The 23,192-nt window shown below is 60.8% G+C and carries 21 protein-coding genes and 1 pseudogene; 16 read left to right on the top strand and 6 right to left on the bottom strand.

Going from position 1 to position 23,192, the window contains the following annotated elements; translation table 11 throughout:
- The first annotated feature begins 46 nt into the window (after positions 1 to 46).
- Genes HMPREF1219_RS06285 through HMPREF1219_RS06270 form a run of 4 tightly spaced genes read left to right on the top strand, consistent with a single transcriptional unit; the run spans position 47 to position 4,135 of the window.
- The gene (locus HMPREF1219_RS06285) at positions 47 to 1,879 is read left to right on the top strand and encodes a carbohydrate-binding domain-containing protein (protein WP_016458058.1); all 1,833 of its coding nucleotides are present in this window, start codon (positions 47 to 49) and stop codon (positions 1,877 to 1,879) included.
- A 50-nt stretch (positions 1,880 to 1,929) separates the two neighbouring features.
- On the top strand, positions 1,930 to 2,910 hold the full coding sequence (locus tag HMPREF1219_RS06280; RefSeq protein WP_040427343.1) for an MDR family oxidoreductase: 981 nt from the start codon (positions 1,930 to 1,932) through the stop codon (positions 2,908 to 2,910).
- A 44-nt stretch (positions 2,911 to 2,954) separates the two neighbouring features.
- On the top strand, positions 2,955 to 3,371 hold the full coding sequence (locus tag HMPREF1219_RS06275; protein WP_016458056.1) for a pyridoxamine 5'-phosphate oxidase family protein: 417 nt from the start codon (positions 2,955 to 2,957) through the stop codon (positions 3,369 to 3,371).
- Positions 3,371 to 4,135 (top strand): fructosamine kinase family protein, encoded by a 765-nt coding sequence (locus tag HMPREF1219_RS06270; RefSeq protein WP_016458055.1) that lies wholly within the window; start codon positions 3,371 to 3,373, stop codon positions 4,133 to 4,135. Before HMPREF1219_RS06275 ends, HMPREF1219_RS06270 begins: the two co-directional genes overlap by 1 nt.
- 48 nt (positions 4,136 to 4,183) lie before the next feature.
- Here the strand turns inward: HMPREF1219_RS06270 and nadE are convergent, their stop codons facing one another.
- Complete coding sequence (gene nadE / locus HMPREF1219_RS06265) at positions 4,184 to 5,059, bottom strand: ammonia-dependent NAD(+) synthetase (protein ID WP_051120489.1); 876 nt, start codon at positions 5,057 to 5,059, stop codon at positions 4,184 to 4,186.
- Between nadE and HMPREF1219_RS06260 the strand changes: the two genes are divergently transcribed.
- Together HMPREF1219_RS06260 and ykgO are read left to right on the top strand one after the other, a co-directional pair.
- On the top strand, positions 5,058 to 6,386 hold the full coding sequence (locus tag HMPREF1219_RS06260; RefSeq protein WP_016458053.1) for a sugar porter family MFS transporter: 1,329 nt from the start codon (positions 5,058 to 5,060) through the stop codon (positions 6,384 to 6,386). The two genes, nadE and HMPREF1219_RS06260, sit on opposite strands and share 2 nt — an antisense overlap.
- A gap of 111 nt (positions 6,387 to 6,497) precedes the next feature.
- Positions 6,498 to 6,620, top strand: coding sequence for a type B 50S ribosomal protein L36 (ykgO, locus tag HMPREF1219_RS06255; RefSeq protein ID WP_016458052.1), 123 nt, complete (start codon positions 6,498 to 6,500; stop codon positions 6,618 to 6,620).
- 94 nt (positions 6,621 to 6,714) lie between these two features.
- Here the strand turns inward: ykgO and HMPREF1219_RS06250 are convergent, their stop codons facing one another.
- The 3 genes from HMPREF1219_RS06250 to bcp are packed head-to-tail and all read right to left on the bottom strand — an operon-like array spanning position 6,715 to position 8,929.
- Complete coding sequence (locus HMPREF1219_RS06250; protein ID WP_016458010.1) at positions 6,715 to 7,194, bottom strand: gluconokinase; 480 nt, start codon at positions 7,192 to 7,194, stop codon at positions 6,715 to 6,717.
- Positions 7,194 to 8,423 carry a D-mannonate dehydratase ManD gene (gene manD / locus HMPREF1219_RS06245; RefSeq protein WP_016458009.1) on the bottom strand — a complete coding sequence of 410 codons (1,230 nt, stop codon included), beginning with the start codon at positions 8,421 to 8,423 and terminating at the stop codon, positions 7,194 to 7,196. The genes HMPREF1219_RS06250 and manD overlap by 1 nt, the downstream gene beginning before the upstream one ends.
- 53 nt (positions 8,424 to 8,476) lie before the next feature.
- Positions 8,477 to 8,929: a thioredoxin-dependent thiol peroxidase gene (bcp, locus tag HMPREF1219_RS06240; protein ID WP_016458051.1), complete on the bottom strand. Its 453-nt coding sequence runs from the start codon at positions 8,927 to 8,929 to the stop codon at positions 8,477 to 8,479.
- 615 nt (positions 8,930 to 9,544) lie between these two features.
- On the opposite strand from bcp, the gene HMPREF1219_RS06235 reads away from it, so the two are divergent.
- Genes HMPREF1219_RS06235 through HMPREF1219_RS12800 form a run of 7 tightly spaced genes read left to right on the top strand, consistent with a single transcriptional unit; the run spans position 9,545 to position 17,492 of the window.
- Positions 9,545 to 9,643, top strand: a complete 99-nt coding sequence (locus HMPREF1219_RS06235) for a potassium-transporting ATPase subunit F (RefSeq protein WP_016458049.1) — start codon at positions 9,545 to 9,547, stop codon at positions 9,641 to 9,643.
- Complete coding sequence (kdpA, locus tag HMPREF1219_RS06230; protein ID WP_016458048.1) at positions 9,640 to 11,382, top strand: potassium-transporting ATPase subunit KdpA; 1,743 nt, start codon at positions 9,640 to 9,642, stop codon at positions 11,380 to 11,382. The genes HMPREF1219_RS06235 and kdpA overlap by 4 nt, the downstream gene beginning before the upstream one ends.
- On the top strand, positions 11,379 to 13,445 hold the full coding sequence (gene kdpB / locus HMPREF1219_RS06225; RefSeq protein ID WP_016458047.1) for a potassium-transporting ATPase subunit KdpB: 2,067 nt from the start codon (positions 11,379 to 11,381) through the stop codon (positions 13,443 to 13,445). The genes kdpA and kdpB overlap by 4 nt, the downstream gene beginning before the upstream one ends.
- A 15-nt stretch (positions 13,446 to 13,460) precedes the next feature.
- Positions 13,461 to 13,661, top strand: a complete 201-nt coding sequence (locus tag HMPREF1219_RS06220) for a hypothetical protein (RefSeq protein ID WP_016458046.1) — start codon at positions 13,461 to 13,463, stop codon at positions 13,659 to 13,661.
- Positions 13,643 to 14,221: a potassium-transporting ATPase subunit C gene (locus tag HMPREF1219_RS06215; protein WP_016458045.1), complete on the top strand. Its 579-nt coding sequence runs from the start codon at positions 13,643 to 13,645 to the stop codon at positions 14,219 to 14,221. Before HMPREF1219_RS06220 ends, HMPREF1219_RS06215 begins: the two co-directional genes overlap by 19 nt.
- Before the next feature lie 4 nt (positions 14,222 to 14,225).
- The gene (locus HMPREF1219_RS06210) at positions 14,226 to 16,787 is read left to right on the top strand and encodes an ATP-binding protein (RefSeq protein WP_016458044.1); all 2,562 of its coding nucleotides are present in this window, start codon (positions 14,226 to 14,228) and stop codon (positions 16,785 to 16,787) included.
- On the top strand, positions 16,788 to 17,492 hold the full coding sequence (locus HMPREF1219_RS12800) for a response regulator (RefSeq protein ID WP_016458043.1): 705 nt from the start codon (positions 16,788 to 16,790) through the stop codon (positions 17,490 to 17,492).
- A gap of 57 nt (positions 17,493 to 17,549) precedes the next feature.
- On the opposite strand, the pseudogene HMPREF1219_RS06200 reads toward HMPREF1219_RS12800, so the two are convergent.
- Positions 17,550 to 18,524: pseudogene (locus HMPREF1219_RS06200) on the bottom strand (IS1634 family transposase); the annotation flags it as partial.
- Between the two features lie 650 nt (positions 18,525 to 19,174).
- Between HMPREF1219_RS06200 and nrdH the strand changes: the two are divergent.
- From nrdH to nrdE, 3 genes are all read left to right on the top strand, one after another.
- The gene (nrdH, locus tag HMPREF1219_RS06195) at positions 19,175 to 19,408 is read left to right on the top strand and encodes a glutaredoxin-like protein NrdH (protein WP_016458040.1); all 234 of its coding nucleotides are present in this window, start codon (positions 19,175 to 19,177) and stop codon (positions 19,406 to 19,408) included.
- Between the two features lie 195 nt (positions 19,409 to 19,603).
- Entirely contained in the window at positions 19,604 to 20,035 is a 432-nt protein-coding gene (nrdI, locus tag HMPREF1219_RS06190; RefSeq protein WP_016458039.1) for a class Ib ribonucleoside-diphosphate reductase assembly flavoprotein NrdI, read from the top strand.
- Positions 20,028 to 22,184: a class 1b ribonucleoside-diphosphate reductase subunit alpha gene (gene nrdE / locus HMPREF1219_RS06185; RefSeq protein ID WP_016458038.1), complete on the top strand. Its 2,157-nt coding sequence runs from the start codon at positions 20,028 to 20,030 to the stop codon at positions 22,182 to 22,184. Before nrdI ends, nrdE begins: the two co-directional genes overlap by 8 nt.
- A gap of 64 nt (positions 22,185 to 22,248) precedes the next feature.
- Here the strand turns inward: nrdE and HMPREF1219_RS06180 are convergent, their stop codons facing one another.
- Complete coding sequence (locus HMPREF1219_RS06180) at positions 22,249 to 22,974, bottom strand: FadR/GntR family transcriptional regulator (RefSeq protein ID WP_016458037.1); 726 nt, start codon at positions 22,972 to 22,974, stop codon at positions 22,249 to 22,251.
- Between the last annotated feature and the right edge of the window lie 218 nt (positions 22,975 to 23,192).

Genomic DNA, 23,192 nt, shown 5'->3' with positions numbered 1-23,192 from the left:
AAATCGTTGAAAAACAACAGAAACTCAAAGCAAAAGGAACAAGGAAATGAAACTGAGGATGAAGAAATGCGTGGCCGTGGCCGCGGTTGTGGGGATGCTGGGGCTTGCGGGGTGTGATTCCACCACGCAGATGAGCCCCGCCGCGAGCTCGCAGGCGGTGACCCAGACGGTGTCGCAGGAGACCTCCGGCACGTGGGATACAACTAATCCGCCGACGGCCGCAGAGGAGGCGAGCGAGAACAGCGAGCCAACGGTGGTGGAGGCGGCCACGTCGAACGCGAAGGAGGTGAACCTCAGCGGGGATGAGTCGCTGGAGATCACCGAGGCCGGCACGTACCGGATCAGTGGGGAGACTTCGGCGGGGGTGACGGTGACAGCGGCCGAGGGAGAGGTGACGCTCATCCTCGATGGGGTGACCATAGGCAACGGCATCGCCATCAACGACGGCGACGTGGCGCTGGTGGTGGAGGACACGAACACCGTCCGGGGTGAGGTGTCCGCCGCCTCCGACCTCACCATTTCCGGTGACGGCAAGCTCACGGTGGAGGCCCCGGAGGACGGCATCGTGGCCAAGGACGATCTCACCATCACGGGTGGCACGCTGTCCGTCACCGCCGGTGACGATGCCCTCCAGGGCACCGATTCGGTGACCATCTCCGGTGGGGAGCTCACTCTGACCGCGGGCGGCGACGCGGTGAAGTCGTCCAAGGACGATGACACCACCAAGGGGTGGGTGCGCGTCACTAGCGGTAGCGTCACGGCGACGGCCGGGGACGACGCTCTGTCTGCCGTCACCGATGTCCTCATCGGGGGTGGCACGCTGTCGCTTTCGTCCACGGACAAGGCCATCAATGCGGGCACGTTTGCGCTTGTCGACGACGGGTCGGTCACCGTCACTGCCGACGACGACGGTATCCACTCCGATGGGGCCCTGCGCGTCAGCGGCGGCGAGGTGACGATTTCCGCCGGCGATGACGGACTCCACAGTGAGGTCGCGGCGACCATCAGTGGAGGAAAGGTGAACGTCGACAAGTCTGAGGAGGCCTTGGAAGGTGGACTGGTGACCATCTCGGATGGCGAGGTGAACCTCACCTCCAACGACGATGGCATCAACGGCTCAGGCTCTACCACCGTCGAGGCGGGCCTGGAAGCGATCGCCGCGGCAGACAACTCGAGTGAGACCGAAACTCGAGAGGAAACCGGCGAACCCCCGGCAGGTGGCGCAATCCCCGGTGAACCCCCGGCGGGCGGGATGCCTCCGCAGGGGATGGGCGGCGGAATGCCCGGCGAATCGACGGGCGAGCAGGTGACCATCACCGGCGGAACCGTCACCATCAACGCCGGTGGCGACGGCCTGGACTCCAACGGTGACGCGACGGTCAGCGGTGGCCAGGTCACCGTCAACGGACCGGAAAATAACGGCAACGGTGCCCTCGATGTGGCGGGTGCCTTCGAGGTCACCGGCGGCACTGTGGCGGCCCTCGGCTCGGCAGGCATGGCGCAGGCCCCCACCACCGGCGAGGGCTGGGTGCAGGCCAACGTCAGCGCCGCCGCGGGCGACACCATCGAGGTCAAGGACGAATCCGGCACCGTCGTAGCGACGCTGACCGCTAAGAAGAAGGTGGGCAACGTGGTGTACGCCAGCCCGGAGATCACCTCCGGTGCCACCTACACCGTCGGCGACCAGACCGTCACCGCAGGCACCGCCACGAGTGGCGGAATGGGCGGCGGCATGCCCGGCGCTGGTGGCCCCGGGATGGACCGTGGCGGGGCGATGATGCAGGGTTACCCGGATGCCACCGCGAACGGGTCCGCGTCCAGCACCGCCGAGCGGCGCGGTGCGCCTGGGCGCAGGCAGAACACCACCGCGCAAGGGTAGGCCAGTGGGAAGACCGGAGGCTCCCAGTGCATGCTCTGTAGAATATGGCCATGAGTAAAGCACTGATCGTAGACAAGAATGACGACACAATAACCCTGGAAATTCGCCAGGTGGGAGACGAATTCCTGGGTGAGGGTGACACCATCATCGCAGTCAGCCACTCCGCGCTCAACTACAAAGACGCCATGGCGCTCGAGGGAAACCGCGGCGTGGCACGCATCTTCCCGCTCGTCCCCGGCATCGATGCCATCGGGCGGGTGGAATCCACCACCGCCGACGGTTTTGCGCCCGGCGACCTCGTCGTCCTCAACGGCGCGGGGCTCGGCGAGTTCCGCCACGGTGGCTACCAAGACCGGGTGCGGGTGGACTCCTCCTCGCTCATCGCCGCCCCTGCGGGCTGGAGCGCCGAAGACCTGGCCGCGGTGGGTACGGCGGGTTACACGGCGGCGCTGTCCGTCAACGCCCTCGTTGAGCAGGGGGTGCGCCCCGACGACGGTGAGATCCTTGTCACCGGCGCTACCGGCGGCGTGGGCACCGTCGCCCTCATGCTGCTCGCCTCGCTCGGCTACACCACCGTCGCCGCCACCGGGCGTGGCAATAGCCTCGGCGACTATCTCACGGGGCTGGGTGCCAGCCGAATCATCGACCGCGACGAGCTTTCCCACAAGGGCAAACCGCTGCAGAAGGCCACCTACGCTGGTGCCGTCGACTGTGTGGGTTCCACCACGCTTGCCAACGTCCTCGCGCAGGTGACGTGGGGCGGGACGGTGACCGCTTGCGGGCTGGCCCAAGGTGCGGATCTCACCACCACCGTTTTGCCGTTCATTCTCCGCGGCGTGAAACTCGTGGGGGTGAACTCCGTCGATGCTCCACTGGACTACCGCACACGTGCCTACGACCTCCTGCGCGAGCACCTCGACCTGGCCAAACTCCACGCCGCCACGCAGACCGTCACTCTGGAAGAGGTGGCCGAGGCAGGCAAGCAGCTGTTTGCCGGCGGCATCCACGGGCGCACGATTGTTCAACTTTAAGCATTGTCCGTGCAGGTAGGCAGGATTAATGGAACAATAGTGGTATGAGTGATTCGCCAATTACCGTCCTCCCTGAGGACGATGCCATAGACAAGCTGCAGACTAACGACTTCGGTCGTATTGGTATCCGCCACGAAGATGACGTAGACATCATTCCCATCAACTACGTCACCGAGGGTACGACCATTTATTTCCGCACGGCGGAGGGCAACAAGCTGTCCACCATCATGGCTAACCCGCGCGTGGCCTTTGAGATCGACCATGTCGATGTCAACACGGCCTGGTCCGTGCTGGTGAAGGGCACGGCCACGCGGATTACCTCCACGGAGGAGGAGAACCACGCCGAGTCCCTCGGGCTCGAACCGTGGGTGCCCACCCTCAAGTACAACTGGGTGAAGATCGTGCCGGATACCATCGAGGGCCGCGCCTTCGAGCTCGGCCCGGAGCCCGCCCGTTACTAGTGGTTAGCACCGTTTTCACCAAAACGCCCCGTGAGCCAGGCGCCGCCCTCGCCGAGGCTGCGGGGCTTCGGTGGCTGGCGGAGGCCTCCCCGTGCGTGGCGGAGGTTGTGAGCGTCACCGACTCGTCTATCACCACCCGCCGCTACGAACCGGCGCGCCCCACCGTGGAGGCCGCGCGGCGCGCCGGGGAGGAGCTCGCCCGCATTCATGCCACGGGTGCCCCCGCCTTCGGTAGCCCACCAGAGGGGTGGGACGGCCCCAACTATATCGGCACGCAGCCCCAGGCGTGTGACCCTCGCCCCACGTGGCTCCCCTTCTATGCGCAGCAGCGGGTGCTGCCCTTCGTGCGGTCGGCTGTGGACAACGGCAACCTCGAACCGCGGGGTGCCAGCACGGTAGAAAAGGCCCTGGAAGCGGCGGCAAGCGCCACTGGCGACGTGGAGCCGCCTCGGCCCGCCCGTATCCACGGTGACCTGTGGGCGGGGAACCTGCTGTTCACCACCGTCGGCCCGCGGTTTATTGATCCCGCCGCCCACGGCGGCCACCCGGAGACCGACCTCGCCATGCTGGCGCTGTTTGGTGCTCCCTACATCGAGGAGATTTTCGCCGCCTACGAGGAGGCCGCGGGGTTGGATTCGTCTTGGTCCGCGCGCATTCCCCTCCACCAGCTTCACCCGCTCGCGGTCCACGCGACCACCCATGGCGCAAGCTATGGCTACGCCCTCGTCCGCGCCGCCGAGGATGTTCTCGCGCTGTTTGCGTAATAATCCCTGCGGCTTACGCGTTGTAACGCGCGTAAGCCGCCTCAGTGTTTAAACGCGCCACCACGTGTCCAGAGGGGTGACGGGCAGGTGGCGCTTGTGGGCGTTGACGCGCCAATGGCGGGCGATGACGGCGGCGGCCTCCTCGCTGATTTCCTCGCCACGCAGGTAGGCATCGATATCGCGGTAGGTGATGCCGAGGGCGACCTCGTCAGGAAGCGCGGGGCGATCCTCTTCCAAGTCGGCGGTGGGAATCTTCTTCCACGTGCTTTCCGGCGCGCCGAGGTGGGCGAGCAGCTGCGCACCCTGGGATTTGTTGAGTCCCCACAGAGGCAGGATATCGGCGCCACCGTCGCCGAACTTGGTAAAGAACCCAGTGATGTTCTCCGCAGCGTGATCGGTGCCGATGACCAGCCCCCGGTGCTCCCCGGCGACCGCGTACTGGGCGATCATCCGGGCACGGGCTTTCACGTTGCCCTTGTTAAAGTCGCTGAGTCCAGCGCTGCCCAAAGCCGTCGCCGTCGCGTCTGCCAGCGCGTCCACGCCGGGCTTGATGTTGATGTCCACGGTGTGGTCCGCGTGGATGAATTCGAGCGCAATGTCCACATCCGCGGCATCAGACTGGATACCGTAGGGGAGACGCACCGCGTAGAACTCGGCGGTGGCGCCTTCTTCCCGCAGCTTGTCGATCGCCATCTGGGCCAGCTTTCCTGCCAAAGTGGAATCTTGGCCGCCGGAAATCCCTAGGACATAACTGTTAAGCCCGGTGGAAGTGAGGTAATCGGCGAGGAAAGTGACGCGGGAGGCAACCTCTTTTGCTGAATCGATTAAGGGGCGGGTACCCAGTGCTTTTACGATTGTTTTCTGTAAGTTTTGTGTATTTTCGGGCACAACTTTTCCTTTTCTTTTGGCAGAATAACGCTCCATGAAAACTATTAATAGTCCGCGCATCGTGGCGCTCATTGCCGCACTGGGTGGGCTTCTATTTGGCTACGATACCGGGGTTATGAGCGGTGCGTTACTGTTCATCACCCCAGAGTTCGAGATGACACCCGTGCAGGAGGGGTGGGTCACCTCCATGCTGCTCGTCGGCGCGGCCCTCGGCGCGCTCTTCGGCGGCCGGATCGCCGATTGGATCGGCAGGCGCATGACGCTCATCGTCGGTGGCCTCGTCTTTATCGCAGGGTCCGTGTGGTGCGCGCTATCCGAGGGTGTCATGCAGCTCGGCGCGGCGCGAACGCTTCTTGGGGTCGCAGTTGGAGCGGTGTCCATCGTCTCCCCCATGTTCATTTCGGAGATGGCGCCCCCCAAAATACGTGGCAGGCTCGTCTCTTTGAACTCGCTGGCCATTGTTGTGGGCCAACTCGTCGCTTTCACGGTCAACTCGGCGTTGGCGCACACGGGCAACTGGCGGCTCATGCTGTTGCTCGCCTTTGTTCCCGGTGTGCTGCTGGCAGTGGGGATGGTGTTCGTGTCTGATTCGCCGGAGTGGTTCGCCTCCCGCGGGCAGATGAACAAGGCCCGTGCCGTTGCGTGCTCGCTCGGCATGGGAGACGGCGACTACCGTGCGCAGCAGAATACATCCTCCTCGTTGATGGAACAGCTGCGGGCGCTGCGTACCCCGTGGGTGAGGGCCGCCGTCATCATCGCCATTTTCGTGGGTATTACCCAGCAGATTTCGGGCGTCAACGCGATCGTGTACTTTGCGCCCACGCTCATGAACCAGGTGGGGTTGCCGGCTACCAACGCGGTGTACACGTCCATCCTTATCGGAGTGGTCTCGGCGGTGTCGTGTTACGTCGGCCTCAAGATCGTCGACCGGGTGGGTCGCCGGACGCTGCTGCTCATCGGTCTGGCTGGAAACGTGACCTCGCTTGTGCTGTTGGCGGTGGCGTTCCGCTTTGCCGAGGGCAGCTTCTTCTTTGCCATGGTTTCGCTCGCCCTCATGGCGGTGTTCATCGCCTTCCAACAGGCTTCGGTGTCGCTTACTACGTGGCTGCTCATCTCTGAAATCGTGCCTCTTCAGGTGCGTGGCTTTGGCATGGGGGTCGCAGGGTTAGGCCTGTGGGTGGCTAACTGGGCCGTCGCCCAGTTCTTCCTCCCGCTTGTCGACACGATCGGTGGCTCCCTCACCTTTGCCGTGTTCGCCATCCTAGGTGTTGTAGCATGGGTGTTTGTCCGCGGCTGGGTGCCGGAAACGACAGGTAAAACGCTGGATGAGGTGGGTTCCACGTTCCGCGACCGATACCGGTAACATGTGCTGGTTTGGATTTATCGCCGTGAGTGGCTATCATGATTCCTCGTGTTCGTACTGGCCCACCGTGGGCTAGTAACTATTGATGCGCAGACGAGAAAGGAGCGCCCAATGAAGGTCCGTAACTCCCTTCGGTCGCTGAAGAATAAGCCGGGCGCCCAGGTTGTGCGCCGTCGTGGCAAGGTTTACGTGATTAACAAACGTGACCCGCGATTCAAGGCTCGCCAGGGCTAGAAGCTAGCGACTTCAAGCGCCGTCCCCCGGTTCGGAGGGCGGCGCTTTTCTTTTCTTCGGGTCGGCGGGGTGCTCCGAGGGAATTTTTTTGAGCCTACCGCACGGCCTGGTAGGCCGCCTCCACGATGTCCTCCACCGGCTGGTCGATATCGATGAGCACGCTTGGCTCATCGTCGGCCAGCGGCTCGAGGGTGTCGAACTGGCTGTCTAGCAGGGAGGTGGGCATGAAGTGTCCTTCGCGTCCCTGTACCCGCTCGAGGTGCACCTCGTATGTGCCGTGGAGGTGCACGAAGAACGTGTTCGGCGCTTTCTTTCGGATGATGTCGCGGTAGCTGCGCTTGAGTGCGGAGCAGGCGATGACCCCGTCGTCACGCTCGCTGAGCCACTGGCCCGCGAGCCCCAGCCAGGGCTCGCGGTCCGCGTCCGTCAGGGGCGTGCCGGAGCGCATTTTGTCAATGTTTTCCTTGGGGTGCAGCTCGTCTCCGTCCTTGTACTCGATGCCGAGTCGCTTGGCGAGCTGGCATCCGACGGTGGACTTCCCGCAGCCGGACACACCCATGACGACGATATGCATTACCAGTTATGCACCGTGCCGTCGGCAAGCCTGTTGTAGGGCAGGTATGCCTGCTCGTAGGGGAACTTCTCGGCGATCTCCGGGTGGAATTCCACGCCGAGGCCGGGCTTGTCACCAGGGTGCAGGAACCCGTTCTCAAAGGTCATGGAGGTCTCAAACACCTCGAGGGTGTCCTTGGAGTGGGTCATGTACTCCTGCGCACCGTAGTTGTGGATGTTGATGTCCAGGTGCAGCTCGGCGGCGAAGCCGATGGGGGAGACATCCGTCGGGCCGTGGAAGCCGGACTTGATCTGGTACGGCTCGGCCTGTGCCATGACCTTCTTCAGCGGGGTGATGCCGCCGAAGTGGGTGGTGGCGCAGCGGACGTAATCGATGAGCTGGTCATCGATGAGGTCCTTGATGTCGTACACCGTGTTGAATACCTCGCCGATGGCGAGCGGGGTGGTGGACTGTTGGCGCACGTAGCGGAGGTTCTCTTGGTTTTCGCCCAGGGTGACGTCTTCGAGCCAGAACAGGTTGTACGGCTCGAGCGACTTGGCAAACTGGGCGGCCTCGCGCGGGGTGAGGCGGTTGTGGCCGTCGTGTAGCAGTGGCAGCTCGGGGCCGAACTCGTTGCGCACGGCCTCGAACACGGTGGGCACGTGGCGCATGTAGGCGGCGGAATCCCAGTCCTCCTCCACGGGCCAGTCGCCACGGTTGGCGGGTTCGAAGTCGTAGCGCATGCCGGAGGACTGGTCCTGGGCGGCGACGCCGTACAGCTTGTTGATGCCCGGCACAGAGGTTTGCACGCGGATCATGGTGTAGCCGAGATCCATCTCGTAGCGGATGGAGTCGAACAGGCTCTCCAGGTCGGTGCCGGAGGCGTGGCCGTAGGCGCGGGCGCCCTTGCGGCAGGCGCCGCCGAGCAGCTGGTAGACGGGCATGTTGGCCATCTTGCCCTTGATGTCCCACAGGGCCATGTCGACGGCGGCGATGGCGGCCATGGTCACCGGCCCACGGCGCCAGTACGCAGAGCGGTAGAGGAACTGCCAGGTATCCTCGATGTTGTGGGCATCGCGTCCGACGAGCAGCTGGCACACGTGATCCTTGAGGTAGTGTGCGACGGCGAGTTCACGGCCGTTGAGGGTGGCGTCGCCGACACCGACGACGCCGTCTTCGGTCTCGAGGCGGAGGGTGACAAAGTTGCGGGACGTGGAGAATACGTACACGTCGGCTTTCGTGATCTTCATGCCTCTAGTGTCTCCCGAACGCCCCACTTCCAGCTAGTTGTTGCCAGAAGTTGTTACAGGTCGAGATCGCGGCGGATGCGGTCAACGTGTCCCTTCGCCCGCACGTTGTACCAGGCGTGTTCGATTACGCCGTCAACCACGTAAAACGTGGAGCGGATAACACCCATGACGGTCTTGCCGTAGTTCTTCTTCTCCCCGTACGCCCCGTACGCCTCCGCCACCGCGTGGTCCGGATCCGATAGCAGCGTGAAGTTCAGCCCGTGGTCCGAAATGAACTTTTCCAACTTCTCCGGCTTGTCCGGCGAAATCCCCAGCACCGGCAGCCCCAACGACTCAATGTTGTCCCGGAAATCGCACGCCTCCGTGGTGCACCCCGGCGTGTTCGCCCGCGGGTAAAAGTACACGATAGCCTTGCCGGTTGCCGGCGGAACCGTGACGGAAACGCCCTCCGCGTCGGTCAGAGTGAACTGAGGGGCTTTGTCGCCCTTTTCCAAACGTTTTGTCATGTAGCCGAGTGTAGCGATCTGAGGGTGTGGGGTTCGGATGCGCTGCTAGCCAGCGACGATGGGTGCCAGAGCGAGCAGGTTAATGGTTAATGCTAACAACACGAGCAGCGAGGCACCACGCCATAACAACGCTCCGCGCCTTGGATAGGTAGCGTGCTTTCGGTTAGTCATACTGCACCGAGGACAACAAAAAGAGGTACGCGCGGTCAACTAATGAACATTGATAAAAAATGATCGACCCGTTTGGAGAACGTAGAGTAACTCTTCCGTGGTGGGGCGTAAAGAGAACGTAAAGATTCGGCCTAGGGGCGTAAAAATTGCGCAAACATCAACGTCAAAGGGTGATTCCTCTCCGTAGTGTTAGTTGTGGCCGAGAAAACCTCGGCCGCTATTCACAAAGCACACTCCTCCGGCCAGTCGCGTACGTCGCTTGTAATGCACTCGTATTTCTCGAGTGTTCATGGTGGTGGAGGACCGACCGGAGGGTGCCAGAATAGTCAGACACTGGAATGAAAGGGGCCGTGCAGCAATGCTCGATCTCGTAATCATCATCGTCATGGTGGTGACGTTCATCTTCCCGTCGATTCTCACGGAAGTGATGGGTAGTAGCAAGCGATGACCACCACGGCGACTTCTATCATCCTGCTGTTGATTGTTGCAGGGCTGATTGTGTACCTCATTATTTCACTCGTAGATCCGGAGCGTTTCGCATGATCCACGCACTTGTGGGGGTGCTACCCCAATTTTTGTTTTTGGGGCTGATGCTCGCCATCGCCTACGTGCCTCTGGGCGACTGGATGGCGAAGGTTTACCAGTCTGAAAAGGACTGGGCTGTAGAAAAGGCTGTGTACGCGGTGCTCCGCGTCGACCCGAAGCGTGGTCAGACGTGGAAGGGCTACAGCCGCGCGTTGCTCGCTTTCTCGCTGGCATCAATCCTGGTGTTATACGCCATTCAGCGCTTGCAAACAGTATTACCTAGTTGGGGTAACCCCCGAGACGCGGCAGTTGAGCCCTACATGGCTTTCAACACGGCGGCATCGTTCGTGTCCAACACCAACTGGCAGTCCTATTCGGGAGAAGACACCCTGACAAACGGTGCCCAAATGTTGGGCCTTACCGTACAGAACTTCGCTTCCGCAGCCGTCGGCCTGTGTGTGGCGGTGGCTCTCATCCGCGGGCTCGCTCACCTTGGCTACCCGCGGGATTCCCGGGTTGGTGGAGGTCAACCGGGTATCTCTGGCAGAACCGTACCGCAGGGGTTGATTGGTAACTTCTGGGTTGACCTCACTCGCGGACTCATTAGGATTCTGCTTCCCCTTTCCTTTATCGTTGCGCTTGTGCTCATCTTCCTGGGCACAATGCAAACTTTTGGCTCTAACGTGGTGACTTCCCTCGGCGTGGATATCCCCCGCGCACCCGTCGCTTCGCAAGAGGCCATCAAGCTGCTGGGCACTAACGGTGGCGGCATCTTTGGTGCCAACTCGGCGCACCCGTTCGAGAACCCCACCGCCTTTACTAACGTGATCGAAATCTGGTCACTTCTGGTTATCTCCTTCTCTATGATCCGCACGTACGGAACGATGGTCGGTTCTCAGAAGCAGGCCTACACGCTCCTCAGTGTTGCTGGCGGCATCTGGGCAGTGATGGTGGGGCTGGTTAGCTGGGCGCAGGACACACCCGTAGGTGCTGCGGCTCGTGCTGCAGGTGCGAACATGGAGGGCATTGAGCAACGCCTCGGTATTCCCTCCTCCGCGCTGTTCGCGGTGTCAACTACGGGAACCTCTACCGGCGCTGTCGACTCGATGCATGATAGCTACGGTCCGCTTGGAGGCGGGCTTCTCATTCTCAACATGCTGTTCGGTGAGATCGCTCCCGGTGGCGTGGGAACCGGCCTGTACGGTCTCCTCATCGTGTCCATCCTTGCGGTGTTCATCGGTGGCCTGCTTGTCGGACGCACTCCGGAGTTTTTGGGCAACAAAATTGGCAAGCCGGAAATTTCTGCTGTTTGTCTATATACGCTGACCATGCCGATTTTGGTGCTCGCTGGCGTGGGCGCTTCGGTGGCTCGGTGGAAGTTGGTGGAGGACTCCGCCACGAACTTCGGGCTTCCCGGATCGCCCAATAATGCACATGGGCTCTCTGAGGTGCTTTACGCCTTCGTCTCTGCCTCGAACAACAACGGTTCGGCATTCGGTGGTCTCACCGTCACCGACCCTTGGTGGCAGGTGACCCTGGGACTAGCGATGCTGCTTGGTCGCTTCCTTCCCATTGTGTTCGCGCTGTACCTTGCCGGAAGCGTGGCCGAGCAGAAGCGGACCGCAACTACCACAGGTAGTCTCCCCACCGCCGGAGCTACCTTCGCGACGCTGACTGTCGGCGTCATCCTTCTTGTGGCGGCGCTTACCTTCTTCCCCGTTCTTACCCTGGGACCGATTTCGGAGGCCCTGTCATGACACTGAAAACCACAGCAGATCCTGCATCACAGGGATCCGCAAAGCCTGCAGTGCAAGCATCTTCACTGCAGCTAGCTGTAAAGACGTTGCCGAAGAAGCTGTCTCCGGTAGCGCAAGCCCGCAACCCAGTCATGTTCGTCGTCTGGGTCGGCGCGTTCCTCACCACGGTGTGGTCTCTGTTCAGCCCGAGCGTGTACTCCTGGACAGTAACCGTGTGGCTGTGGTTCACAATCGCCTTTGCCGCCTTCGCCGAGGCATACGCCGAGGGGCGGGGAAAGGCGCAGGCCGACAGTCTCCGGGCCGTGCGAGACGATGCCACGGCGAACCTCGTCCTTGCCGATGGCTCGACGGAAACGATCGCCGCATCCGAGCTGAAAAAGGGTGACGAGGTGATCGTCGTCGCTGGAGAAACGATCCCCGGCGACGGTGACGTGGTACAAGGAGCCGCGACTGTTGACGAGTCTGCTATCACCGGCGAGTCCGCTCCCGTTGTCCGCGAGGCCGGTGGCGACCGGTGCGCTGTGACCGGTGGCACGGTAGTGCTATCGGATCAGATCCGGGTGAAAATTACGGCAGAACCTGGCTCGACGTTCGTCGACAAAATGATCGGCCTGGTGGAAGGTGCACAACGGCGGAAAACCCCCAACGAGATCGCCCTCAGCATCTTGCTGTCCACGCTGACGATCCTGTTCCTCGTTGCTGTCACCGCGCTCGCCCCGATGGGTGGCTTTACCGGCGCGAAGCTGGAGCCATTGTCGCTCGTGGCGCTGCTCGTGTGTCTCATTCCCACGACGATCGCTGCCCTTTTATCCGCCGTTGGCATTGCCGGCATGAACCGCCTGGTGGAGCACAACGTGCTTGCCACCTCCGGTCGTGCGGTGGAAGCTGCGGGCGACGTGGCAACCCTTCTCATGGATAAGACGGGAACGATTACCTTTGGCAATCGCCAGGCCACGGGTCTTACCGTGGCAGACGGTGTGGACGAACACTACGCCGCCGAGGTGGCTCGAGTTGCCTCCATTGCGGACGAAACCCCTGAGGGACGTTCCATCGTGGAGTGGCTGACCGCGACGTACAACATCACCGACGACATCACAGACGAGCTGAAAACCGCCAACGTCGTTCCGTTCACAGCTACCACTCGCATGTCTGGTATCGACGTGGGCGGCCGCTTCCTCCGCAAAGGTGCGGGTGACGCGGTTAAAGCGTGGGTAACTGAGGCTGGAGGAACGTGGCCCGAACACATCTCGACGGCGGTTCACGAGATCGCGCAGTCAGGTGGCACGCCACTGCCAGTGGCGGAGGAAACCTCAGACGGCTCCCGGCGCGTTATCGGCGTGTTGCAGCTGACGGACGTGGTGAAGCCGGGCATGGCCGAGCGCTTTGCCGAGCTCCGGGAAATGGGTATCCGAACGGTCATGGTCACCGGCGATAACCCGCTGACCGCCGCGGCTATCGCTGAGGAAGCAGGCGTGGACGATTTCATCGCTGAGGCTACCCCGGAAGACAAGCTCGCCCGCATCCGCGAAGAGCAGGCCTCCGGCCGGATGGTGGCAATGACCGGCGACGGTACAAACGATGCCCCGGCGCTGGCGCAGGCCGATGTCGGCGTGGCGATGAACACAGGGACGTCGGCTGCCAAGGAGGCCGCCAACATGGTCGATCTCGATTCGGATCCGACGAAGCTTATCGACATCGTCCGCATCGGCAAGCAGCTGCTGATCACCCGTGGTGCACTCACCACATTCTCCCTGGCAAACGATTTGGCCAAGTATTTCGCGATCCTCCCGGCGCTGTTCGCGGAAAAACTACCGCACCTGAGTGCCCTCAACATCATGCATTTGCACTCCCCGCAATCCGCAATTGTGTCGGCGGTGATCTTCAACGCACTTATCATTGTCGCGCTCATCCCGCTCGCGCTGAAGGGTGTGCGCTATAAGCCGGCCAGTGCAGCGAAATTGCTTCGTCGCAACCTCGGCATCTGGGGAATAGGTGGTGTCATTACTCCGTTCATCGGGATTTGGCTCATCGATCTCGTCGTCAGCTTGCTTCCGGGGATGTAGAAAAGGATGAAAAACATGAGTAGAGAAATTCCTCTCGCCCTCACCCAAGAGTTGGCGGCCAAAGTGGCCCGCTGGGCAGAGGCCAATGGCATGTCCACCGCCGCCTCGAACACCGTGGTAGCAGAAACTCCACACGAAAAAATAGTCGCCGATGCGGCTTTAGAAAAAGACAAGCAAAGCGCAGAAAGGATCCGGGCATGTCACTACGATCGCTAGCTTCCATGTACGGAAGGAATCTCGGTGCAGGATTCGTTGCCGTGGGTGTCTGCGTTGCTGGGCTGGGAATCGCGTACCCCGTCGCAGTATGGGGAGTCTCGCGCGTGACCGCCGACACCGCTGATGGCGCACTGGTGTATTCCGGTGACTGCCTCCTCGCCTCTACCGAACTTTCCGACGGTCGGACTGACGGCCCCTGGTTCTTCGGCCGTGGGGAGGGGCTCACAAACATGGGTCCAAACAACGAAGAACTGCTGAACTCGATCAACGCCCGCCGACAGGAGATCGCCACCCGGGAGGGAGTCGATCCCGCGACCATCCCACCGGATGCTTTGACCGGCTCCGGTTCGGGCGCAGATTCCGGTATCAGCCAGGAGTATGCGCAGTTGCAGGTCCCCCGTGTTGCGCGGGAACGAGGGATGACAGAGGACGAGGTACAGGCTTTAGTAGCGGATGCCACGGTTGGTAAATCCTTCGGTGTGCTCGGCGAAAAGTGGGTCAATGTTACTAAGCTGAACTTGTCCTTGCCTAACGGAACCAGCTGCGAATCGGGCAGTTAAGAGTATGAATTCACACACGCCTTCTCCCACTGACCCCGCCCCCGCGGAGGGGACCGGCACGCCACGCCGCGGGAAGCTCAAGATTTACCTCGGAGCCGCGCCGGGGGTGGGAAAGACGTGTGCCATGCTCAACGAGGCGAAAAACCTTCACAGCGTCGGAATCGACGTGGTTGTGGGAATCGTTGAAGACCACGGGCGCAGTTACACGCGCAGTCTCTGTGAGGGGCTGCCGATCATGGCTCGCTTGGCCGGGCCAGGCGCGGGCGAACTCGATGTGGAAGGGGTGATTGCCAGGCACCCGAAAGTGGCTCTCATCGACGAGTTTGCACATACCAACGATGCCGGAGCTGTGCGGAGAAAACGGTGGCAGGATGTCTCCGAGCTGCTTGACGCCGGCATCGACGTGATTTCGACAATGAACATTCAGCACCTCGAATCACTCAACGATGTTGTCTCGCAGATCACGGGGATCACCCAGAAAGAAACGGTGCCTGATGAGGTCGTACGTGACGCGGACACCATCGAGCTCGTGGATATTTCCCCCGAATTCCTCCGGACGAGGCTTTCCGAAGGCCACGTGTATGGAGAAGAGCGGATTGGCCCGGCACTAAATAACTATTTCCGCCTGGGTAACCTGACTGCGCTACGCGAGCTCGCCCTCTTGTGGCTCGCTGACCAGGTTGACGATGCCCTATCCTCTTACCGGACCGAGCAGAACATCACCGAGCCGTGGGAGACGAAGGAACGCGTCATCGTGGCCGTTGAAAACGCCGCCCACGCAGAACCTCTTATTCGGCGCGGGCGCCGGATCGCCTCTAAATCTTCGGCGGATCTGGTGGTGGTGCACGTCATCTCGGGCGATACTTTCGTCACCGGCTCCTCCGATACGCTTGCCCGGCTGGGGGAGTTGTCCAAGGATGTTGGGGCGAAACTCCATCAGGTGACGGGCGATTCGGTGCCAGAGGCGCTCCTCAACTTTGCCCGCTCGATGAATGCTACCCAGCTTGTGTTGGGGGTGGCCCCCAACCGTCGCCACTCGCGGGTGCTGCGTGGCTCAGTGGCGGAGGCGGTGCTGAAGAAATCGGGCAAGATCGATTGCCATATTGTTAATATTCCCTCGAAGCAGAGGGGCCGCGTCCGGGAACTCTTTCACCCGGCCCAAACCGGGTGGGCGCGCGCAGCGGTGCGGTGGGGAGCATCCATTGCGGGTCTGGCAGCCACCACCGGGTTGGTGCGCTTAGCCGGAGGAGAGGAGTTCGGTACGGGGACGTGTTCGGCGTTTTACTTCGCGCTCATTCTCGCGGTAAGCCTGTTCTTTGGGTTGTGGCCGGCCGTGGTGGTGGCGATTGGTTCGGGGCTGGCGCTCAACTGGTTCTTCACTGATCCCCTCTATACGTTTGATATCGCGGAGCCGGCCAACGCCTTTATCCTCGTGGTGATGGTGGCAACCGCACTGGCAGTGGGGATTCTCGTGCGCCGGGCAGAGGTTGATCGCAGGACAGCAGTTTCCGCCACCCGCGATGCCGAGTTGCTCACTGTCTTCTCTCGGGAAGCACTTGGGCGCAATGGTCGCGAATCCGTGGATAGTCTGCTGGGCAAGGTAGGTGAGGCGTTCGGATCTACCCGCGCCACGCTTGTCGATTCCGTGGGAATTGAGTTGTCTCACTGGGATTCACCTCGTGCCCGCGCAGGGCTTCCGCAGCCAGCGGGGGAGGTGGAAACGAGTGTGCTGTCACACGATGAGTCAGTAGGGCTGACCCTCTCCGGACCGGTTCTGACCGCTCGGGACCGAGACCTCATCCAGGTGGTTGCCGATTATCTGGCGGGCCTTAACCGGCAGGTTCACCTTGCTGCGGAGGCTGCCCGCGCAGATGCGATCGCCGCAGCTGACGATTTGCGGCGTTCCCTTCTCGCGTCGGTCAGTCACGATTTGCGCACCCCGTTGTCTACCGCGAAGCTTGCGTTGAGCTCCCTGTTGAGTACTGAGGTGACCTTCAGCGAGGAGGACCGGGTGGCCCTATTGGAGGAAACTGCTGCTAGCGTCGACCAACTCATTACCCTAGTCACGAACCTGCTAGATTCTTCCCGCCTGGCTGCCGGGGCCGTGACCGCCCGGCGCGAACAGGTGGATCTCAGTGAGGTTGTACACCGCGCGGTGGCATCGTGCAGCTTCGGCCGGGACCGTTCGATTCTCCAGCGTGTGGCTGTTCATTCCTCCGTCCGCGGGGTGCAATGCGTGGCGGATTCAGCGCTCCTTGAAAGGGTGGTGGCCAATTTGCTGGATAACGCGTTGCGGTATGCCCCATCGGGAAGCGTCGATGTCACCGCACGCGCTCACGGTAAGGCAGTGGAGCTGCGGGTCAGCGACCACGGGCCCGGTGTGCCGGTGGCACAAAAGGAGACCATGTTCCGCCCGTTCCAACGGCTGGGGGACACGAACAATGATGCCGGCGTGGGGCTAGGCTTGTCAGTAGTCCGTGGCTTCGTCGAGGCAATGCACGGAACGGTGGCAGTGGAGGACGGGCCGGGGACAACGGTCGTCGTCACGTTAGAAGGAAGTGAATAGATGGCCCACGTGTTGCTTGTCGACGACGACCCGCGCCTCGTCCGCACCCTTTCCATCAACCTCCGCGCCCGCGGGTATGAGGTCAGTACCGCGACCACGGGCGCGAGTGCGCTGCAGTTGGCGGCGCAGGCGCAACCAGATGTCATCATCCTGGACATGGGGCTGCCCGATATCGACGGCTCGATTGTCCTCGAAGGGATCCGTGGCTGGTCTGACGTGCCCGTCATCGTCCTCACCGCCCGAACCGACCCGTTGTTCAGCGCTTCCTCGCTTGACAAAGGCGCTGACGATTACGTAACCAAGCCATTTTCGATGGAGGAACTTCTTGCTCGCGTGCGTGCCGCACTGCGTCACGGAGGGCCTCGCGCGTCGGGGGCCGCCAAGCCGAAGGAAGTTACTGTGGTCACTGCCGGGAACCTGGTCATTGATCTGGCGCGACACACGGTGACCAAGAAGGGCCACCTCGTTCATCTCACACCTACGGAGTGGGGTGTGTTGTCGCTGCTCATTCGCGCCGGGGGAGGGCTTGTGCGAAAGGAGGAGCTGCTCTCCGAGGTATGGGGAACCGGCTTCGAGGGGCAGGGACACTACCTTCGGATCTACACCTCTCAGCTGCGCCGCAAACTGGAGGATGACCCAGCTCACCCCGTACACGTCATCACCGAAACAGGGCTGGGGTACAGGTTCGTTATCGACCCCGCGTAATGCACCACGGCCCGACGTGTGAGCGTCGGCCTGTGCTGAAACCTGAGGTGGCTCATGTCAGTACGACGGTTTCGGTAGGTAGTCGAGGATTTCCTGGATTGAGGGTGGGATTGGTGCTTGGGCGTGGATTGTTTGACCTGAAACTGTGATTGTGAAGCTTCGATACCTTTTCAGCGATAGTCCCGAAACTTGCTCGAGGAGATGCCCGACGGCCATGGCACACATGACAACTGCGAGGTGGGCGTGGATGGAATTTTCCAGTTGTTCGTAAATAGGACGTGCTTTGAGGTCGGATTTGGCCATCCGAAAGGATTTCTCAATTTTGAATAGCTGCCGGTACGCCCCTATTACCTGCTCAGGACCCAGGTCAGTACGGGAGGTTTCATGCCCTTTGATCCCAGCCATCGCTTTGCGTTTTTCGGCCAGAGCGTAGTTGACTTTCTTGTCTGGCGCTTTGAGATCCACATACCGGTTGTGTTTGACTGGTATATCACGGGAGACAGCGCTTTCTGCTTTTGTGTCCTGCTCCTTGATGCCACGGAGGCTGCGCCGGGCTCTGTCTCTTGAGTACTGGTAGTAGGTCACGGTCGAGGACTTTTTGGGGGAGTGGCCATCTGCATGGGCGGCGGTCGTCCAGATCTGACCGTCCTTACAGTCGGTATCAGGATTGTCGCTCCGCCACTGGGCGATAACCTCCGGAATGCGGGCTTCTTTTGCACCGAGAATGTAGTCCAGCCCAGCCTCAAGTACCGCAGTCTTATTAGTGGCGGAATACATGCCAGCATCAGCAACCACGGTAATAGTATCGAGGTCATGGGCTGATTGCAGCCGATTGATCATCGGTGCCATCGTTTGGGTTTCAGCTTTGTTGCCTTCAAACGCACTAACCGCCAGTGACAGCCCAATAGCATCGTTGAGCATTCCAACCGTGATTTGCGGTTCGAGGCATCGCTCTTTAGAGAATCCAGGTTTGCGCAAAGCATCTGGGGTATCGGTTTCAAAGTACGACGTCGTCACGTCGTAGAGCACCAACCCGACACGAGCAGAAGCAGACGCGTCTCGTCAGGGCCTGCTACCTCACGCACAGGTTCCCGAGCCTCATTTTGGCAGGTAAATCTGTGGCCGAGTCCCACTCCATCGAGCTTCTCACGCCGCCGGGGGAGATTGAGTTTCTGAGAGCAACGGGTATCAGGGGGAACATTCCAGGGAAGAGTGTGGTGCATAAATTGGGGCGGGAGGGCATGCGACAGATGCACCTTAACCCATAATGTACGCCGACATGGTCTGACCACGTGTGAATGCCCAGGCGGTCGGATCTGCTGCAAAGTTTTGTGCCACCTTTTTCCATGTGGGTGCCCTCTCCTCATATGGCTGCCATAGTCGAGGCCCGCGGTGGTGGCCGGCGGGTCAATTATAACGATTTGATAACGAAGTTGAGACGCGACCTGGCGTTACGTTCCGGTGAATTGAATCCGTGTAATTCCATCGATGTAAGTTGGGGCCAGATGTAGTGTCGTTCCTGAAACTTACCTGGGAATATCATTCTTGTAACTACTACATGTGGTGTGTATTGCGAAAAGTCACCCCAATGGATAGTGTTATTAACTGTTACGCGCTACGGCAGAAAGCGTCGGCGCGAACACCGTGAGAGCCAAGAATTTTGAGTAGAAGGTAGAGCAACAATGTCTATCACCCTGTACACCAAGCCAGCGTGCCAGCAGTGCAAAGCCACCAAGAGGGCCCTGGACAAGGCCGGTCTGGAATACACGGTTGTAGATATTTCCATGGACGACGAGGCCCGCGACTACGTCATGGCCCTCGGCTACCTCCAGGCACCGGTGGTCACCGTGGATAACGATCACTGGTCCGGCTTCCGCCCGGATCGCATCCGCGAGATTGCCAACAAGGCTGCCTAAAGCCCCAACAGCTGGCCGGTCTTTCGGCCCATAACTTAAAACACCTCAAAGGCCAGTCCTGCATCAGGGCTGACTGCGGTGCCACCCAGCGTGGCGCCGACCGCTGTAGCCCGCCTGATAACACCGGCTGAACGCGTCCTTATCGGGCGGGCTTTTAACGTGCGACCCACGCTAACAGGAAAGATGTGAACTGACATGCTCGTGGTGTACTTTTCTTCGACAACGGAAAACACCAGAAAATTCGTCGACAAGCTCGGACTACCCAGCGCGAGGATCCCACTCCGCCGGAAGGACCCAGAGCTCATCGTCGACGAGCCCTACATCCTCATCTGTCCCACCTACGGTGGTGGGGTGAGTATGCGAGGGGAGCCGCCGAAGCCAGTACCCGTGCAGGTCATCCACTTCCTTAACAACAGGCACAACCGCGACCTCATTCGCGGTGTGATCTCGTCGGGCAACCTCAATTTTGGACCGGACTTTGGCACGTCCGGCACCGTGATCAGCCAAAAATGCAAGGTCCCGTACTTGTATCGATTCGAACTACTGGGAAACGCCCACGATGTGGAACATGTCAGGCGAGGAATTCTAGACAACGCTGAAAGGCTAGGACTGAATAAAGATGAGTGAACTGGGAAAATCAGTGGCAGAGCCGGTCAAGGCGGGGGAGAAGGTCGACTACCACGCCCTTAACGCCCTCCTCAACCTGTACTCCCCGGACGGCAAGATCCAGTTTGACAAGGACCGTGAGGCGGCACGGCAGTTCTTCCTTCAGCACGTCAACCAGAACACGGTGTTCTTCCACAACCTCAAGGAGAAGCTCACCTACCTCGTGGAAAACGAGTACTACGAAAAGGACGTGCTGGAAAAGTACGATTTCGAGTTTGTGAAGAGCCTGTTTGACCAGGCCTACGAGCACAAGTTCCGGTTTAAAACGTTCCTCGGCGCGTACAAGTACTACACCTCGTACACGCTGAAGACGTTCGACGGCCAGCGCTACCTCGAGAGGTTTGAGGATCGCGTGTGCATGGTCGCCCTCACCCTCGCCGCCGGCGATGAGGATCTCGCTCGCAAGCTTGTCGACGAAATCATTCTCGGCCGCTTCCAGCCTGCCACCCCGACGTTCTTGAACTCCGGCAAGATGCAGCGCGGCGAGCCCGTCTCCTGCTTCCTTCTGCGGATTGAGGACAGCATGGAGTCCATCGGCCGCGCCATCAACTCGGCGCTGCAGCTATCCAAGCGCGGTGGCGGTGTCGCTCTGCTGCTCAGTAACCTGCGCGAAGAGGGCGCGCCGATTAAGAAGATTGAGAACCAGTCCTCCGGTGTCATCCCCGTGATGAAGCTTTTAGAAGATTCGTTCTCCTACGCCAACCAGCTTGGCGCGCGCCAGGGTGCCGGCGCGGTGTACCTCCACGCGCACCACCCGGACATTTTGAAGTTCCTCGATACCAAGCGCGAGAACGCCGACGAGAAGATCCGCATCAAGACACTCTCCCTCGGCGTGGTCATCCCGGACATCACCTTCGAGCTGGCCAAGAAGAACGATGACATGTACCTGTTCAGCCCGTACGATGTCGAGCGCGTGTATGGCAAGGCCTTCGCCGACGTGCCGATCTCCGAGCACTACCACGAGATGGTAGAAGATCCTCGGATTCACAAGAAGAAGATCAACGCGCGCCACTTCTTCCAAACCCTGGCGGAGATCCAGTTTGAATCCGGCTACCCGTACATCATGTACGAGGACACCGTGAACCGCGCCAACCCCATCGAGGGGCGCGTCACGCACTCCAACCTGTGCTCCGAGATCCTCCAGGTAGCCACCCCATCCGAGTACAACGCGGACCTTAGCTACTCCACGGTGGGGGAGGACATTTCCTGCAACCTGGGCTCGCTCAACATCGCCATGGCGATGGATTCCGGCGACTTTTCCAACACCATCGAGACCGCCATCCGCGGGCTCACAGCCGTCAGCGAGCAGACGTCCATTGACTCGGTGCCCTCCATCAAGAAGGGTAACGAAAACGCCCACGCCATTGGCCTGGGGCAGATGAACCTGCACGGCTACCTCGGCCGCGAGCACATCCACTACGGCTCCGAGGAGGCGCTCGACTTCACCAACGCCTACTTTGCCGCCGTCATGTACGAGTGCCTCAAGGCCTCCAATAAGATCGCCAAGGAACGCGAGACCACCTTTGTCAAGTTCGACACGAGCGACTACGCCTCCGGTGCCTTCTTTGATAGGTACGACCCGGTAGAGTTCGCGCCTAAGACGGAGAAGGTAAAGCAGATCTTCGCCGAGTCTACGGTCCGCGTGCCCACTGCCGAGGACTGGGCAGCGCTCAAGCAGGACGTGATGGAGCACGGCCTGTATAACCGCTACTTGCAGGCGGTGCCGCCGACGGGCTCCATCTCGTACATCAACAACTCCACCTCGTCTATCCACCCGATCGCCTCCCGCATTGAGATCCGCAAGGAGGGCAAGATCGGCCGCGTGTACTACCCGGCACCGCACATGGATAACGATAACCTCGAGTATTTTGAGGATGCCTACGAGATTGGCTACAAGGCGATCATTGATACCTACGCCGTGGCCACCAAGTACGTGGACCAGGGCTTGTCGCTGACACTGTTCTTCAAGGACACCGCCACCACCCGCGACATCAACAAGGCGCAGATCTACGCCTGGCGCAAGGGTATTAAGACGCTGTACTACATCCGGCTTCGCCAGGTTGCCCTCGAGGGCACAGAGGTTGAAGGCTGCGTCTCCTGCATGCTCTAGCTCCCCTGACAACGGGAAGAACACAAAGGCCACCCCGATGGGGTGGCCTGTTCTCGTTTCTCTACTACTGCTGGCCCCGTGTCAGCGCCTCGCGGACCTCGGCGAGAATGGTGTGCGCTGCTTTCTCTGCGCGGTCCGGGTCGCCGACGCCGATGGCGTGGGCGAGTTCGCGGTGCATGTGCATCGCTGTCGGGTGTGGGGTGTGGGGCATCTTGCCCGTCTTCGTCCGTCCGACGAGCACTGCCGCGATCGTCGGGGCGAGGGAGATGAACAGGTCGTTGCCACTGCCCTCGAGGATGAGGGTGTGGAAGCGGATGTCAGCATCGAGGAACTGGTCGCTATTACCCATCGCCCGAGTCCCAAGCTGGTGAATGCGCTCACCCAGGACTCGGAGCTCCTTGCGCTGCTCGTCCGTAGCCCGCGCAGCCATGAGGCGGGCTGCGATGGGTTCAATTCCCACGCGCAGCTCCGTCAGCGACATGAGCTGCGCGTCGTGGTCCTTCTCTGAGGCCAGTCGCCAGGCGATGATATCATCGTCGAACACCGCCCACGAGCTGGGCGGAAGTACTGTAATTCCCACGCGTCGGGAGGATTTCACCAGACCCAGCTGCTCGAGCGCCCGCATGGTCTCGCGGGCCACGGTGCGGGAAATGGTGAATTTTTCCGAGACATCCTGAAGCGTGAAGGTAGTGTCTGTGACGATCACCCCGGACACGATGGCTGAACCCAGCTTGTCTAGGACAGCTTCCAACTTGGGGGTTGCCTGGTTGGAGCGGCGCGGGACGGCCATGTGGACTCCTTCATTGTGGTGGGAGGGTTGTGTCTATTAATGGTCATCTTATTTGGGCGCGCCGACAATTTCTGAGTTCCTTCGAATACTGTGGAAATTCCGCTGAATTAGACCCTTGGGTTACCCCCGTTCCGGCGTTCAACTACGGGCGGTGGGGGTGTCTGAGAATGCAGTGGGTGGAGCTTTTAGGAGACTGGTACGATAGGGGAGAAAGTTCG

It is taken from the genome of Corynebacterium pyruviciproducens ATCC BAA-1742, assembly GCF_000411375.1.
In the GTDB taxonomy this organism is placed as follows: domain Bacteria; phylum Actinomycetota; class Actinomycetes; order Mycobacteriales; family Mycobacteriaceae; genus Corynebacterium; species Corynebacterium pyruviciproducens.
The sequence above is the reverse complement of the archived record's forward strand: the minus strand, read 5'-3'. Positions and strand labels throughout refer to the sequence as shown.

What these genes read in the sequence shown, in the direction of transcription:
- HMPREF1219_RS06285 (WP_016458058.1), top strand. Translation starts at nt 47, where the DNA reads ATGAAACTGAGGATGAAGAAATGCGTGGCCGTGGCCGCGGTTGTGGGG.
- HMPREF1219_RS06280 (WP_040427343.1), top strand. Translation starts at nt 1,930, where the DNA reads ATGAGTAAAGCACTGATCGTAGACAAGAATGACGACACAATAACCCTG.
- HMPREF1219_RS06275 (WP_016458056.1), top strand. Translation starts at nt 2,955, where the DNA reads ATGAGTGATTCGCCAATTACCGTCCTCCCTGAGGACGATGCCATAGAC.
- HMPREF1219_RS06260 (WP_016458053.1), top strand. Translation starts at nt 5,058, where the DNA reads ATGAAAACTATTAATAGTCCGCGCATCGTGGCGCTCATTGCCGCACTG.
- nadE (WP_051120489.1), bottom strand. Translation starts at nt 5,059, where the DNA reads ATGGAGCGTTATTCTGCCAAAAGAAAAGGAAAAGTTGTGCCCGAAAAT.
- ykgO (WP_016458052.1), top strand. Translation starts at nt 6,498, where the DNA reads ATGAAGGTCCGTAACTCCCTTCGGTCGCTGAAGAATAAGCCGGGCGCC.
- HMPREF1219_RS06250 (WP_016458010.1), bottom strand. Translation starts at nt 7,194, where the DNA reads ATGCATATCGTCGTCATGGGTGTGTCCGGCTGCGGGAAGTCCACCGTC.
- manD (WP_016458009.1), bottom strand. Translation starts at nt 8,423, where the DNA reads ATGAAGATCACGAAAGCCGACGTGTACGTATTCTCCACGTCCCGCAAC.
- bcp (WP_016458051.1), bottom strand. Translation starts at nt 8,929, where the DNA reads ATGACAAAACGTTTGGAAAAGGGCGACAAAGCCCCTCAGTTCACTCTG.
- HMPREF1219_RS06235 (WP_016458049.1), top strand. Translation starts at nt 9,545, where the DNA reads ATGACCACCACGGCGACTTCTATCATCCTGCTGTTGATTGTTGCAGGG.
- kdpA (WP_016458048.1), top strand. Translation starts at nt 9,640, where the DNA reads ATGATCCACGCACTTGTGGGGGTGCTACCCCAATTTTTGTTTTTGGGG.
- kdpB (WP_016458047.1), top strand. Translation starts at nt 11,379, where the DNA reads ATGACACTGAAAACCACAGCAGATCCTGCATCACAGGGATCCGCAAAG.
- HMPREF1219_RS06220 (WP_016458046.1), top strand. Translation starts at nt 13,461, where the DNA reads ATGAGTAGAGAAATTCCTCTCGCCCTCACCCAAGAGTTGGCGGCCAAA.
- HMPREF1219_RS06215 (WP_016458045.1), top strand. Translation starts at nt 13,643, where the DNA reads ATGTCACTACGATCGCTAGCTTCCATGTACGGAAGGAATCTCGGTGCA.
- HMPREF1219_RS06210 (WP_016458044.1), top strand. Translation starts at nt 14,226, where the DNA reads ATGAATTCACACACGCCTTCTCCCACTGACCCCGCCCCCGCGGAGGGG.
- HMPREF1219_RS12800 (WP_016458043.1), top strand. Translation starts at nt 16,788, where the DNA reads ATGGCCCACGTGTTGCTTGTCGACGACGACCCGCGCCTCGTCCGCACC.
- nrdH (WP_016458040.1), top strand. Translation starts at nt 19,175, where the DNA reads ATGTCTATCACCCTGTACACCAAGCCAGCGTGCCAGCAGTGCAAAGCC.
- nrdI (WP_016458039.1), top strand. Translation starts at nt 19,604, where the DNA reads ATGCTCGTGGTGTACTTTTCTTCGACAACGGAAAACACCAGAAAATTC.
- nrdE (WP_016458038.1), top strand. Translation starts at nt 20,028, where the DNA reads ATGAGTGAACTGGGAAAATCAGTGGCAGAGCCGGTCAAGGCGGGGGAG.
- HMPREF1219_RS06180 (WP_016458037.1), bottom strand. Translation starts at nt 22,974, where the DNA reads ATGGCCGTCCCGCGCCGCTCCAACCAGGCAACCCCCAAGTTGGAAGCT.